The sequence below is a fragment of the Shewanella carassii genome (assembly GCF_019670705.1).
In the GTDB taxonomy this organism is placed as follows: Bacteria; Pseudomonadota; Gammaproteobacteria; order Enterobacterales; family Shewanellaceae; genus Shewanella; species Shewanella carassii.
In genome coordinates this window covers 1,710,580-1,725,467 of the sequence record NZ_AP024618.1, presented here as the reverse complement: position 1 = coordinate 1,725,467, position 14,888 = coordinate 1,710,580, and the positions used below count along the sequence as shown (strand labels likewise).

The following is a 14,888-nucleotide window of genomic DNA, read 5'->3' as shown; positions in this document are numbered from 1 at the left end:
GACTTTCACATGAAGCGTAACCTCACCTACACCCTGAGCACTGTTTTACTGCTTGGGTCTCTGGCCAGCGGCTGCAGCGAACAGCAGCAGGAAGAACAACAACAAGCCTTTGCCATTCCGGTCGAGACCAGCATAGTCACTCAAGGCCAGGTTTCCTCCTTCTACGCCACCACAGCCACACTGGAAGCGCCACAAGAAGCCCATGTGGTCAGCCGGATTGCCGGGCTGATAGAAACTCTACAAGTCGAGGAAGGTGACAGAGTCAACAAGGGGCAGTTGCTGGCGGTGATAGACTCCCGTCGCCAACGTTATGAGCTGGATAAGGCCGAAGCCGAGGTGCAAATCATCGAGCAGGAGCTCAACCGGCTGAAGAAAATGAATAACCGAGAGTTTGTCAGTGCCGATGCCATGGCCAAACTGGAATTCAACCTGCAAGCCGCCAAGGCGCGTCGGGACTTGGCCAAACTTCAGGTGGAAGAAAGCCAAATCCGCTCTCCCATAGATGGCGTGGTCGCCAAACGTTTTGTCAAACAGGGCAATATGGCCAAGGAGTTTGAAGAGCTGTTCTATCTGGTCAATCAGGATGAGCTCTACGGCATAGTCAATCTGCCGGAGCAGCAACTGAGCAGTTTGCGCATAGGCCAGGAAGCCGAAGTCATCAGTTCCCGCCAGCAGCAAGTAGCGGCCAAGGTACTCAGAATAAGCCCTGTGGTGGAAGCCACCAGCGGCACTTTCAAGGTAACCCTTTCGATCCCCAATCAGGATGCCAGTCTCAAGGCCGGGATGTTTACCCGGGTCGAACTCAGATACGACACCCACGACAATGTGATAGTGGTGCCCTATAACGCCGTCATCAATCAGGATGATCGCAAGGCGCTCTATGTTATCGAAGAGGGCAAGGCGCAGCGCCGCGAGGTCAAACTGGGTTACCGCCAGGATGATAAAGTGGAAATCACCGAGGGCATAAGTCCGGGTGAACAGGTGGTAGTTCGCGGTCAACACAATCTCAAGGATCAATCATTGGTGGAAGTGATAGCTCCGCTGGATCTGGCCAAGGCCAACTAACTGTCACAAGGACCACCTCTTATGTCTATTATTACCACTTCGGTCAAGCGTCCGGTGACCGTCTGGATGTTTATGCTGGCCGTTATCCTGTTCGGCATGGTGGGTTTCTCCCGTCTGGCGGTAAAGCTGTTGCCCGACTTGAGCTACCCCACACTCACCATACGTACCCTCTACGAGGGCGCGGCACCCGTGGAGGTAGAGCAGCTTATCTCCAAACCTATCGAGGAAGCGGTCGGCATTGTTAAAGGCTTGAGACAGATAAGTTCGATTTCCCGTTCCGGTATGTCCGATGTGGTGCTCGAATTTGAATGGGGCACAGAGATGGATATGGCCAGTCTCGATGTGCGGGAAAAACTCGACACCATAGAGCTGCCGCTGGATGTGAAAAAGCCTTTGTTGCTGCGCTTTAATCCCAATCTCGATCCCATCATGCGCCTGGCACTGCCGGCCCCCAAGGCCACAGAAGCCGAGCTCAAGCGCCTGCGGACTTATGCCGAAGAGGAGCTTAAGCGGGATCTCGAGTCACTTTCCGGAGTCGCTGCCGTGCGCCTTTCCGGCGGGCTGGAGCAGGAAGTGCATATTCTGCTCAATCAACAGAAACTGGCACAGCTGGATCTCAGCAGCGAAGCCATTCGCAATCGCATCAGTGAAGAAAACGTCAACCTTTCTGCCGGTAAGGTGATCCAGGGCGACCGCGAATATCTGGTGCGCACCGTTAACCAGTTTCACTCCCTCGATGAGCTGGCCAATGTGATTGTCTATCAAAAGGGCAATACCCTGGTACGTCTTGGCGAAATAGCAGAGGTCACAGATGCCTTTAAAGAGCGCAGCGATATCACCCGCATCGGCGGCAAGGAGTCCATTGAGCTCGCCATCTATAAGGAGGGCGATGCCAATACGGTAGCCGTAGCCAGTAAGCTTAAGAGCCAGTTGCAACAGATGCGCTCCGAGGCCAAAGACAGCGCCACGCCAGTGCCCGAGATAATTTACGATCAGTCGGAGTTTATCGAAAGCGCCGTCAGCGAAGTGACCTCATCAGCCCTTATCGGCAGTCTGCTGGCAATGCTGGTGATCTACCTGTTCCTTCGAGACATCATCCCTACCCTGATCATCTCCATCTCTATCCCCTTCTCCGTGATAGCCACCTTTAACATGATGTATTTTGCCGATATCAGTCTTAACATCATGTCGCTCGGCGGTATCGCGCTGGCGGTGGGGCTGTTGGTGGATAACGCCATCGTGGTGCTGGAAAACATCGACAGGTGCAAGGCTCAGGGGATGGATCGCCGTCAGGCCGCCATCACAGGAACCAAAGAGGTGGCCGGGGCGATTTTTGCCTCTACCCTAACCACGCTGGCGGTATTTGTGCCCTTGGTATTTGTCGACGGCATTGCCGGGGCCCTGTTTGCCGATCAGGCCCTGACCGTTACTTTCGCCCTGCTGGCCTCTTTGCTGGTTGCCCTCACCTCGATTCCTATGTTGGCTTCCCGCGAAGGCTTCACTATGTTGCCGGAACTGGTCAAGCGTGACAAACCGCAGCCTCCGGCGGGTAAGCTTGGCAAACTCAAGCATTACAGCGCCACTGTGTTTACTTTCCCTTTCCTGTTGCTGCTCAGCTATCTGCCAAGATTGCTGCTGACACTGGTGTTAATCGTCACCCGGCTGCTGGTGTGGCTGGTATCCCTGGTGATGAAGCCGCTGTCCAGACTGTTTAACCTTTGCTACGGCTGGCTGGCCGATGGCTATCGGCCGCTGCTGAACCTGGCACTCAAGTTCCGTGGCATCACTCTGGCGCTGGCCATTGCGGTCACCGCCATCTCGGGCGTCTTGATGAGCCGCCTGGGAATGGAGCTGATCCCACCAATGAATCAAGGCGAATTCTATGTGGAAATCCTGCTGCCTCCCGGCAGTGAGGTGAGCCAAACCGATGCCGTATTGCAACGTCTGGCGCTGGCTATCAAGGACAGAGAGGAAGTGAAACACGCCTACAGCCAGGCCGGCAGCGGTGGTCTCATGACTTCGGATACCCGGCGCGGCGGCGAAAACTGGGGGCGTCTGCAGGTGGTGCTGGCCGATCACCGCGCGTTTGACCAAGTTGCCGCCAAGCTGCGCAGCACGTTGCGCACTATTCCCGAGCTGGAAGCGCAGATCCAATATCCCGAGCTGTTCAGCTTCAAGACTCCGCTGGAGATAGAGTTGTCCGGCTATGAATTGGAACAGTTGAAAACCTCGGCCGCTTCATTGGTTAAGGCGCTGGAGGGCGATCCCCGCTTTGTCGATGTTAGCAGCAGCCTGCGTGACGGTCAGCCGGAGCTGAGTATCCGTTTTGATCACGCCAGAATGGCGGCCCTTGGCTTGGATGCGCCAACCGTGGCCACCAGCATAGCCCAGCGGGTTGGCGGTACCGTAGCCAGCAAATACACTCTGAGAGAGCGCAAGATAGATATTCTGGTGCGCAGCGAGTTGGATGAACGCAATCAGATAAGCGATATCGATGCCATGCTGATCAACCCATCCAGCCCGCAGCCCATCCCCTTGAGCGCCGTGGCCGATGTCTCGCTGACTCTGGGACCTTCGGCAATCAATCGCATCAGCCAGCAGCGGGTAGCCATAGTGTCGGCCAATCTGGCCTATGGCGATCTCAATCAGGCAGTGGCCAGTGCCAAGCACATTCTCAGCCAACTGACACTACCCGCCTCGGTGCAGAGCCGATTCGGCGGTCAGAATGAAGAGATGGAGCATTCGTTCCAATCGCTGAAGATAGCGCTGATCTTGGCGGTATTCCTGGTTTATCTGGTGATGGCCAGTCAGTTTGAGTCATTGCTGCACCCCTTGCTTATCCTGATGGCTGTACCTATGGCACTGAGCGGCAGTATCTACGGCCTGGCGATAACCGGCACCCAGTTGTCTGTCATCGTCTTTATCGGCCTTATCATGCTGGCCGGGATAGTGGTCAATAACGCCATAGTATTGGTGGACAGGATCAATCAGCTCAGGCAAAGCGGCAAACCACGTCTCGACGCCATCAAGCAAGCGGCAGCATCGCGTTTAAGACCCATACTGATGACCACACTGACCACCAATCTGGGGCTGCTGCCCATGGCAATAGGCTTAGGAGACGGCAGCGAAGTGCGCGCGCCGATGGCGATCACTGTGATTTTCGGCCTCAGCCTGTCGACTCTGCTGACTCTGGTGGTTATTCCTGTGCTCTATGCCCTGTTCGACCGCAAACAGTTCGCCGAGCCGGTCACCATGGGAGAAGGCGCATGAACCTGACCAAACTGGCGCTCAAGCGCCCGGTGACCACCAGCATGTTCTTTGTGGCCATTTTGCTCTTTGGTCTGGCCGCCAGCCGCTTACTGCCTCTGGAGATGTTCCCCGGGATAGAGATCCCGCGGATCTTTATCCAGGTGCCTTACAAAGGCTCCTCTCCTGCGGAAGTGGAACGCGACATCACCAATGTCCTGGAAGAGTCGCTCGCCACCATGGGCGGACTCGATGAACTGCGCTCACGTTCCAGCCAGGATGGCAGCGAGATAGAAGTGAGGATGAAGTGGGGTGAAAACGTCGCCGCCCGCAGCCTGGAGGCGCGGGAGAAGGTGGATGCGGTGCGCCATCTGTTGCCAACCGACGTGGAGCGGGTGTTTATCATGCAGTTCTCCACCGCCGACATGCCTATGCTGAATATCAGGATCTCCAGTGAACGGGAACTCTCCGGCGCCTTCGATCTGCTGGAAAAACAGCTCAAACGGCCACTGGAGCGGGTGGAAGGCGTCTCCAAGGTCACCCTCTATGGCGTGGAGCAAAAACAGATAGAGATACGTCTCGATGCCCAGCGCCTGGCCGCCAGTGGCATGAGTGTTCCCGCTATTCACAAACGTCTGGCGGCAGAAAACTTTGTGATAAGCGGCGGCAACCTGAGGGACAACGGCCGGGTCTATCAGGTGTCTCCCAAGGGCGAGTTCCGTAATCTCGAAGAGATCAAGGCGCTGGTATTGCTGCCGGGTTTGACCCTGGGCGATATCAGCGAAGTCAATTTCGCCCTGCCTGAAGCCACCGAGGGCCGCCATCTTGATAAGAAATACGCCGTCGGCCTGGATGTGTTCAAGGAATCCGGCGCCAATCTGGTGGAAGTTTCTGCCAGGGTGCTAAAGGTGATTGAGGCTGCCAGAGAGGATAAGCAATTTCAGGGGATCAAGCTGTTTATCATGGAAGATCAGGCCCATGGAGTGAAATCGTCGCTCAAGGACTTGTTGATGTCCGGCCTGCTGGGCGCCCTGCTCTCCTTTGCCGTGCTGTATCTGTTCCTGCGCAACCTGCGCATGACCTTGGTGGTGGTTTCCTCCGTGCCCATCTCCATCTGTATGACATTGGCCGGCATGTACTTTCTCGGCTACAGCCTCAATATCCTCTCTATGATGGGGCTGTTGCTGGCGATAGGTATGCTGATTGATAATGCCGTGGTGGTCACAGAGAGTGTGTTGCAGGAGCAGCAACATGGCGCTGCCGGTCACAATACAGATGACAGCCCCAACAACGCTGGCGATCGGGCAATCCTCAACGGGGTCGACAAGGTGGCGCTGGCGGTGCTGGCCGGCACCCTGACCACGGCGATAGTGTTCCTGCCGAATATTTTCGGGGTTAAAGTGGAGCTGACTATCTTCCTCGAACATGTTGCCATCGCCATCTGCATTTCGCTGGCGGCCTCGCTGTTGGTGGCCAAGACGCTGATCCCCTTGATGCTGTCAAAACTGCAACTCAGGTTTGAGCGGGTCGAGAAAGAATCGCGGCTGCAGAAGTCTTACCACACCAGTCTCAACTGGATACTGCTGCACCCGAAAACCACTACTTGCCTGGCACTGCTGATGTTACTGTCAACCGCCCTGCCGCTATCGTTGGTGAAACAGGACAGCCAGGATAGCCAAAGCAAGGAACGCTTCTACATCAACTACCAGTTGCAAGGACGTCACAGCCTGGCGGTCACCGAGGCCATGGTCAGCCAGATGGAAGACTACCTCTATGCCCATAAGGAAGAGTTCCACATAGATGCCGTCTACAGCTATTACTCTCCCGAGGATGCCTCTTCCACCATACTGCTGAAGCCGGATCTGGAAGAAGATGTCGCCGAGCTGAAAAAGCGGATCCGCGAAGGATTTCCCAAGTTCTCCATTGCCAAGCCTCAGTTTGGCTGGGGCAGCGATGAGTCCGGCGTCAGAGTCACACTGACCGGGCGCTCCACCTCAGAGCTGATTCGCCTCAGTGAACAGGTGATCCCTTTGCTCTCCAACATAGAGGGCCTGCATGATGTGCGCTCTGAGCTCAACGGTGCCCAGCAGGAGGTGATAGTACAGATAGACAGAGAGTTGGCCGCCCGCCTGGGGCTGAGCATCAAGGATATTGCCGGCAGTATCTCCCTGGCACTGCGGGGCGCGGCACTGCGTTCATTTCGCCACGATCCCAGTGGTGAGCTCAGAATCGAACTGGCCTTTGAACGCGACTGGCGTCAGTCGCTGGAGCGGCTAAAACAATTGCCCATAGTGCGGCAGGACAACAAGGTCTATTCGCTGGAGAGTCTGGCCAAGGTGGAAATTGTCCCCAGATTCGATGTCATTCGTCACTACGATCGCCAGACGGCACTTTCCATAGGCGCTAACCTTGAAGATCTCAGCATGGAAGAGGCGCAGAAACAGATCATGGCGGCGCTCAAGCATGTCAACTTCCCCCATGGTTATGACTACTCACTCAGAGGCGGCTTTCAACGTCAGGACGAGGAAGAGTCTGTCATGCTGATCAACATGGTGTTGGCGATTGCCATGATCTATATAGTGATGGCGGCTTTGTTTGAGTCACTGCTGCTGCCGAGCGCCATCATTACCAGCATACTCTTCTCCATCACTGGGGTATTCTGGGCCCTGTGGCTGAGCGGCACGCCTATGTCCGTGATGGCCATGATAGGCATACTGATCCTGATGGGGATAGTGGTCAACAACGGCATAGTGCTGGTGGATCAAATCAATCAGATGACGCCGCCACTGGAGCAGTTGTCCGAGGTCATCGCCTCTGTCTGTGTCACCCGCTTGCGGCCGGTATTGATGACGGTTGGGACCACAGTGCTGGGCCTGCTTCCTCTGGCGCTGGGAGACACTCAGATAGGCGGCGGTGGCCCACCATACTCACCTATGGCGATTGCCATCATAGGCGGCTTGAGTTTCTCCACCCTGACCAGTCTCTATTTGGTGCCCCTGTGTTACCAGGCCTTCTTCCGCCTGCGTCATAATGCGGCCATCAGGCTCGGGCAATCGCTTAAACTCAGTCAGCGCCTGCTGCCCTGGACCTGAGCCGAAAAGCGCCGCTGAACAGATAAAAAAGCTGCCATTGCAGCTTTTTTATTGCCCGGACATCAATAGCGAACTAGCTTTATCCCAGCACTCAACTATTTGTTGGAGTTCCCATGCCAGGTTTGCTTAAACGCTTTACATCACTCGTGCTGTTTACACTTGTCAGCTTGGCTGCCGCGGCGGAAAACAATTCCTATGCCGAGAATCCCTATGCCGAGGTCAAGATAACCACTCATGAACTGCTGCCAGGTCGCTATATGTTGACCGGCGCTGGCGGCAACATAGGTGTCAGCGCCGGGGAGGATGGACTGCTTATCATAGATGACCAGTTTGCGCCGCTGGCAGAGAAAATTTCTGCGGCATTACAGGGCCTCAAGCCGGGCCATCCGGCTTTTGTCATCAATACCCATTTTCATGGCGATCATACCGGCGGCAATCTGTACTTTGGCCAAAACGCCAACATTCTTGCCCACGAGAATGTGCTCAAGCGCTTGAATGAGAAAGCAACCCATAAGAAGGCGCTACCTGTTATCACCTATGACAAGGGACTGAAAATTCACCTCAACAACCAGGTGTTGGAACTTATTCACCTGGGCCCAGGGCATACGGATGGTGACACCCTGGTGCTGTGGCAGGATCGCAAACTGGTGCATATGGGCGATCTCTTCTTTAAAGACAGGTTTCCTTTTATCGATCTCGACCACGGCGGCTCAGTCATCGGCTACAGAGACAATGTCGCGGCCGTGCTTGAACTCATAGATCAGGATACCTTGGTTATTCCAGGTCATGGGGAACTGGCTAATAAGGCCGATCTCCTGAGGTTCAAACATATGCTGGATGACTGCATCAATTGGATGAAAGGGGGCAAGCAGCGCGGCATGACTCTCGAGCAGATGCAGGCCAAGGAACTACCCCAAGCATGGCGGGAATGGGGCTGGCAATTCATCCCCAAGGAGCGCTGGGTCAAAACCCTGTATCTGGGATTAACCGACAAATGACGGTCCTCTCAGTTGTGGGCGTTTATTGACTCGGCAAGGCTCAGGCGGGAATATTGCGAAAATGCCACAACACCCAATAGATGGGCTTGAGATCACGGCCGCCTATATCGCGAAACGGCCTCAGTAGCAGATAGAGCCACTGCCAACTGACCAGGAAACTTCTGGCCTCACGCCAGATAGCTTCACCACCGGCTTGGCGATAACTGGTTATCGCTTGGGCAATCGCCTCGTTGGACGGCCCCATATAGCGGTATAAGCTGTGAATGTACACCAGCAGATCCCTTATCTGCTGCATCAGCATATCTTGACCCTTTTGAGTGGCTTCAAAGTCGATAAAAGTCACCTGCCCTTGCTGCCAGCTGATATCCCTGAGCGCCGGACGACCGTGAGCCAGGCCCATACAGTGCAAACCTGCCAGAGCTGCGGCACTGTCATTGAGGATCTGTTGTATGCCCAGCTCGTCTTGTGACTTGATTACCAACCATTCTCTGACAGTTGCACCGGCATCTTCCACCACAAAGTAGCCCTTGTCGGCCTGAACGATACGCGGCACCGGGGCTGAGCAACTGGCCAGATGCTCCAGAGTCTGTTTCTCTTTTTCAAGCGCCAGTTGGGGATTGGGTTTCAACACCCGCATGGCTCCCTGCAGTGTCTCGGCTTGTTTAAGCCAGTATTTTTTACCCTCATATTCAAACGAGCAAATACGTTCCCCGGGATGAGCTTCCAGCACCCGCAGAACATATTGATTGAATTTAGGTTGCGCCATGGAAAGGACTCCATTCCAATAATTTGTAGCAGTTCACAGAAAATTCTTAATAGTATCTTAGGGAAAATGTCCCAAAGCAAACTCATTCAGGCCATCTACCTGCTATTTAACGATTTTTCAGTGACTAAATCTACAAGCAACCAATAGGTCAAACAATTTCGCAGCAAAAGAAACATTTTACAAACAAAACAACTAGAACAAAGGAGGGATAAAACAAGGTAAATAAATGGAAAGGCTCCGGCCAATGATGGCTGACCGGAGTTTAGCTACTGGGGTAATTACTGTTTTTCTTGCCAAGGCTCGGCCTTGTCAGCCAGCAAAACAGGGATCCCGTCATTGATAGGATAAGCCAGCCTATCTGCCTTACAGATAAGTTGTTGTGCCTGCTTGTCATATTCCAGTCTGCCTTTACATATCGGGCAGGCTACGATTTCCAATAGTTTCTTATCAAACGCCATCAGACTATCCTTTTTGGTTTGCCTTTTGTTTGTTTGCCATCGCCTCCCGCACCCGGGTCAGCAATTGGGCATCGAATTGGGGTGATAGCTTGGCATTGACGGCCAGATACCACCAGTGTTGTTTTGCAAATTCGCGACACTTGATCGCATCTTTTTCTGTCATCAGCAGTGGCAGCTCGTCACCAAGTGGTGCCAAGGCATCTGGACTATAAGCCTGATGATCGGCAAAGACCTCTTGAGCTTCGAGCTTAAACCCCATCTGAGAGAGAGTTTCAAAAAAACGTTCCGGATTACCGATACCCGCCATGGCCTTAACCGCCATAGGCGCTGTAGGGGTCTGAGCCTGGTTTTCCCCTGCAACACTCAGCACAGCGCCGGGAATGAGCTGCATACCAAACTCTCTAACAGTATCGCTGGCTTCGCCGTTGTGAATTACCAAGTCGGCAGTCTCCAAGCGCCAGGCGCCTTCTCTCAAGGGGCCCGCCGGCAATAACATACCATTGCCCAAGCGGCGGCTGGCATCGAGCACCACCACTTCGATATCCCGCCCCAGTCGATAGTGCTGCAAACCATCATCACTGATAATAATATCCACCTCAGTGGACGCCAGCAGCAACTCGGCGGTGGCTATACGATCCACTCCCACGGCCATAGGCACTTGAGTGCGGGCCACTATCATCGCCGGCTCATCACCAAAATCCGTTGGATTGGCCCCGGGAGGCACCAACCTCGGCTCGGTTTGACCACTGCCATAACCACGGCTTATCACTCCGGGCCGATAGCCATAGTGCCTTAGCAGCTCGATCAGATAGATGACGGTTGGCGTCTTGCCACTGCCGCCGACAGTAATATTACCGACTATGATCACAGGTACAGGCAGAGTTTGCGAGGCCTTGAGTCCAAGCCTAAACCCCAGACGTCTCAGGCCGCTGAGCAAGGCAAACAACCAGGAAAGCGGCCAAAGTAGCCACCTTACCCAATGCTTCTGATACCAGATACGGTTAAGCAGAGCTTCCACTTAACCTCCGAATTGCATCTGATACAGCTTGGCGTACGTCCCATCCTTTTCCAACAGGCTCTGATGCGTGCCGCGCTCCAGGATCTTGCCCTGATCGACCACCAAAATCTGATCGGCACTTTCAATGGTCGACAGTCTGTGGGCAATCACAATCGAGGTGCGATTGCGGCGCAGATTATCCAGCCCCTTTTGAATCGCCTTCTCGGATTCGGTATCCAGTGCCGAGGTTGCCTCATCGAGGATCAACACTGGGGCATCCCTGAGGATGGCTCTGGCAATAGCGATCCGCTGGCGTTGACCACCGGACAGCATCACGCCGTTCTCACCTATCTCGGTATCTAGTCCTTGGGGCAAGCTTTCGATAAACTCCATCGCATAAGCCAATCTGGCAGCGTTTTCTATCTGCTCCCGAGTCGCCTCGCCTGGGTAGGCATAGGCGATATTGTTGGCTATGGTGTCGTTGAACAGGGTGACCTGCTGCGACACCAGCGCGACCTGGCTACGCAGACACTTGAGTGAATAGTCGTAAATACTGATATCATCCAGGGTGATCTGCCCCTGTTTTAGCCCGGTGTAGAAACGGGTTACCAGACTGGCGATAGTCGACTTACCCGAGCCTGAGCGGCCCACCAGTGCCAGAGTCTGCCCCTGACTCACTTCAAAGTCGATATTCTCAAGCGCCAGACGTTCCTGGCCCTGATAACCAAAGCTGACATTATCGAAACGCAGATTGCCCTCAACCCGCTCGACTGTGTGAGTGCCGCTATCGGACTCCCCCGGGGTATCCAGCAGCTCAAACACTGTGGTACAGGCGGCAATACCGCGTTGAAACTCGGCGTTGACTCGGGTCAGGTTCTTGATCGGCTGCAACATAGCCAGCATGGCGCCCAGGATAGTAGCAAAGGTACCCGCCGTCAGTTCATCCTTCAGACTGTCAAAGCTGGCAGCATAGAGCACAAAGGCCAATGCAAAGGAGCCTATGATCATGATAAGCGGCTGGCTGATGGCCTGGGCCGCCGCCAATTTCATGTTCTGATAACGGTTGTGATCGTTGACCTTGGCAAAGCGATCGGCCTCAGTCTTCTGACCACCGAAAGACAATACGTTCTTGTGGCCCTTGATCATCTGCTCGGTCACAGCAGTCACCGAGCCCATGGCCCCCTGGATCTGCCGCGATACTTTACGGAAGCGGCGGCTGACAACGGCAATCACCACCCCGATGAAAGGACCAATGATCAGAATACACAGTGACAGTTTCCAGGAGTAATAGAACATCAACCCCAGCATGCCTATGACAGTAACGCTGTCTCTCACCAAGGTGATCAGCGCACTGCCGGAGGCTCTGGCGATTTGCTCTGTGTCAAAGGTCACTTTGGAGATCAAGGAACCTGTGTTTTCCCTGTCCATATAGCTGACAGGCAGCGACAGTATGTGTTCAAACACCTGCTGACGCATGTCCTGAATAAGCTTGGCGCTGATATAAGAGATGCCATAGGTAGAGACAAAGTTGGCCCCCCCCCGAAGACTGAATAGCCCCACTACCACAAAGGGGGCCATGGTCAACACATCCGAGCTGGCATTAAACCCTTTGGAGGTGCCCAGCTCGACGCCGGCCACGACAGAATTATTGGCAAACCCCTCATCAATAAAAGGTTTCACAAAAGCGATAAAAGTAGCGTCCACAACCCCATAGGTGATCAACGCCAGAATCGAGATGACAAATACCCCTTTGAGGGGCTTGAGGTAGGTCAGCAAACGTCTGAAAACTGTCCAGACTTCACGTTGTTGAGATGTGCTCATCAGCGAAACTATATTTATGACAAAGTCGCCATTCTACTCTGGATTCCCTGCCATACCAAACCCAAACAAGCGGTTATACCAAAATGGCGCCAGATCCTCGCGGTAACTGTGCACTGTGTAACCCTGGCCATCAAAGTGGAGACTCACCTGCCCCAGCTCGCCGGAAATCAAGGCTTGAGCGCCAAAGGCCCGATACCTCAAGCGTATCTCTTCCTTGGGAAATCCCCAGCGATTGCCATGCCCGGCCGCAAACAACACCCACTCGGGTGCGATTGCGCCGATAAACTCAGGGTGGGAGGAAGTGCGACTGCCATGATGGGGCGCCAGTAAAATATCACTCTCGATTGCGCCTTTTCCATGCAATAAGGCGACCTCACCGGCCAGTTCTATATCCCCCGGCAGCAGCACTCTATGATGACCATCGAAGAGTTGCAGCACGCAGGAGCCATTGTTGCCTGGCTCAGGTACTTGGGGGCCAAGAAAGTTAAGCTCTATCCCTTGCCAATCGAGCATCCCCGGGCGGCAGCCCCTGTGCCAACGCTTTGAATAACCGCTCTTGAGCTCATACACATCGGTTATCAAACCTGCCTTGTCAAAGGCCTGCATCAGCACTTGGGCGCCGCCTGCATGGTCATTATCGCCATGGCTGACAATAAGGAAATCGAGCTTGGTCACGCCTTTGGCGCCAAGGAAAGGCACTATCACCCTCTCGGCGTAGCTGAAACGCTCGCCAAAGGCCGCACCTGTATCATAAAGCAATGCATGTGGCCCTTTTTGTACCACCACAGCCAGCCCCTGGCCCACATCCAACATATGCATTTGCCAGCCCTTGGGTTTGAGCAGGCCAAGCCAAAGCCCGAGCTGCAGTACAAAGGGTAATATCAGCAGCATCGCCACGCCCCGGCCCTTGGGCAACATACGCCAACAAAGCCATGCCGGAAACAGCAACAGCGCCGCGGCGCTGAGAGCCTGCGGCAACATGAGCCAGCCACCGGGAAGCTGACTATTAAACTGCCATAATTTTTGCACCGGCCAGAGACTGAAAGATGCCAATTGCCAAGGCATGAGTGCCACAGCATCCATCCCCAAGGCGGAGAACACCGACCACAGCAGCAGTGCCAGCAGCGCCAGGGGGATCACCAGCAAACTGAACCAAGGCACCAACAGCAAGTTGAGCCACAGGCTGTGAACCGTCACGGCGCCGAAGAGTATCGCCTGCAGTAGCGACAGTCCCAGACAAAGGCGCCACTGTATTGCCCAGAATGCCAAGGCCCAGCGCTTGAGCTTGGCTGGCCAGTGGGTCAGTACTTGCTCCTGCTCCAGAGCCTTAGGATTATGAACTTGATGATTAAGGCTCAACAAAATTAACGCCAACGCCGAAAATGACAACCAAAAACCGCCGCTGAGACTGGCTAAGGGATCTATCAAGAGTACGCAGGCCAGTGCCCACAACAGCCGCTCCCAGGCCGAGGTATAGCGCATCATTAAAGTCGATAACACCAGCAAACACAGCATCAGCATGGCTCTTTGAGTGGCAATGGCAAAGCCCGCCAGATAGGCATAAAAGAGTGCCATCAGCAATGCAGCCAAAGATGCCAGTACCAGATTGCGCCGCCCATAGACGGGTGCCCAACGCTTGAGCGCTCCGAAACTCAGCAGATAACACCAAAAAGCAACCACCGAAAGATGCAACCCCGAAATCGCCACCAAGTGGGCATTGCCGGATTGGCGCAACTCTTGCCAGCGCGCCTCGGAAAAGAGTGACCGCTCACCCAAGGTCAGCGCCAGCAGCAGATCGCCGCCCTCAATTTCGGCCAAGATTGGAGTTAACTCTGTAACCAATCGGGCCCTGAGCCCAGTTGATGGCAACAGCCGCTCGGCGGATATCACCTGGCCTCTGGCGGTTATCCGCTCACCGAGGAGATAGCGCTGACGATTGAAGCCGCCCTGATTGAGCACGGCGGCGAAGGTTCTGGGTTTAACTTCAAACTGCCACACCTCACCCAATTGCGGCGATGGCAATGCATCTCCCTGCCAGCTCAAACGCCACATGGAGGCCAGGGGTGCCAACAGGGTTGCAGAATTATCATCAATTGGCCGAATATCCATGCGGATCCAGTCGCCGTTTGCAGAAACTAGTGATATGATTTCGCCCCGCAGTGTCTGAGTAACAGATGTTTCAGAGCTGGATGATGAGTCAGTAAGGCTTTTAATATCAATGACTAACTGACAATAAACACTGACCCACAGCACGCCGCCCAAAGCACCATAGAGCAAAGCACTTCCCTTGGGAACCCAGCTCCCGCTCAAGACTCTGAGGCACAAAACCAGCAGCACTGCAATAATTGGCAATGAGAATAAGGGCGGTATCCAAGGCCAAAGCATGGCCGAGAGTACGGCGATGCAAAAGCCCGATAAGCATTGATTCATCATTGAGTAATTTAA

General features: G+C 54.4%; 9 protein-coding genes. 4 read left to right on the top strand and 5 right to left on the bottom strand.

Translation table 11 applies throughout. From position 1 onward, the window contains the following. Nucleotides 1-9 precede the first annotated feature (9 nt). The 4 genes from K5621_RS07900 (at nt 10) to K5621_RS07885 (ending at nt 8,401) form a co-directional block, all read left to right on the top strand. Nucleotides 10-1,065, top strand: a complete 1,056-nt coding sequence (locus K5621_RS07900; RefSeq protein ID WP_039035121.1) for an efflux RND transporter periplasmic adaptor subunit — start codon at nt 10-12, stop codon at nt 1,063-1,065. A gap of 21 nt (nt 1,066-1,086) precedes the next feature. Continuing rightward, a complete protein-coding gene (locus K5621_RS07895) occupies nt 1,087-4,335 on the top strand; it encodes an efflux RND transporter permease subunit (protein ID WP_221050864.1) in 3,249 nt (1,082 codons plus the stop codon). Beyond that, entirely contained in the window at nt 4,332-7,403 is a 3,072-nt protein-coding gene (locus K5621_RS07890) for an efflux RND transporter permease subunit (RefSeq protein ID WP_221050863.1), read from the top strand. The genes K5621_RS07895 and K5621_RS07890 overlap by 4 nt, the downstream gene beginning before the upstream one ends. Nucleotides 7,404-7,516: 113 nt before the next feature. Then, nucleotides 7,517-8,401: an MBL fold metallo-hydrolase gene (locus K5621_RS07885; protein ID WP_221050862.1), complete on the top strand. Its 885-nt coding sequence runs from the start codon at nt 7,517-7,519 to the stop codon at nt 8,399-8,401. A gap of 40 nt (nt 8,402-8,441) precedes the next feature. Here the strand turns inward: K5621_RS07885 and K5621_RS07880 are convergent, their stop codons facing one another. The 5 genes from K5621_RS07880 to K5621_RS07860 all read right to left on the bottom strand — a co-directional run bounded on the left by K5621_RS07880 (nt 8,442) and on the right by K5621_RS07860 (nt 14,828). Next, nucleotides 8,442-9,167: a BUD32 family EKC/KEOPS complex subunit gene (locus K5621_RS07880; RefSeq protein ID WP_100142374.1), complete on the bottom strand. Its 726-nt coding sequence runs from the start codon at nt 9,165-9,167 to the stop codon at nt 8,442-8,444. 278 nt (nt 9,168-9,445) lie between these two features. Beyond that, nucleotides 9,446-9,625: a Trm112 family protein gene (locus K5621_RS07875; RefSeq protein ID WP_025011023.1), complete on the bottom strand. Its 180-nt coding sequence runs from the start codon at nt 9,623-9,625 to the stop codon at nt 9,446-9,448. Nucleotides 9,626-9,629: 4 nt separating this feature from the next. After that, on the bottom strand, nt 9,630-10,643 hold the full coding sequence (gene lpxK, locus K5621_RS07870) for a tetraacyldisaccharide 4'-kinase (RefSeq protein WP_221050861.1): 1,014 nt from the start codon (nt 10,641-10,643) through the stop codon (nt 9,630-9,632). Continuing rightward, nucleotides 10,644-12,443 carry a lipid A export permease/ATP-binding protein MsbA gene (msbA, locus tag K5621_RS07865; protein WP_221050860.1) on the bottom strand — a complete coding sequence of 600 codons (1,800 nt, stop codon included), beginning with the start codon at nt 12,441-12,443 and terminating at the stop codon, nt 10,644-10,646. It lies immediately after the preceding gene. Nucleotides 12,444-12,476: 33 nt separating this feature from the next. Beyond that, complete coding sequence (locus K5621_RS07860) at nt 12,477-14,828, bottom strand: DNA internalization-related competence protein ComEC/Rec2 (protein WP_221051151.1); 2,352 nt, start codon at nt 14,826-14,828, stop codon at nt 12,477-12,479. Between the last annotated feature and the right edge of the window lie 60 nt (nt 14,829-14,888).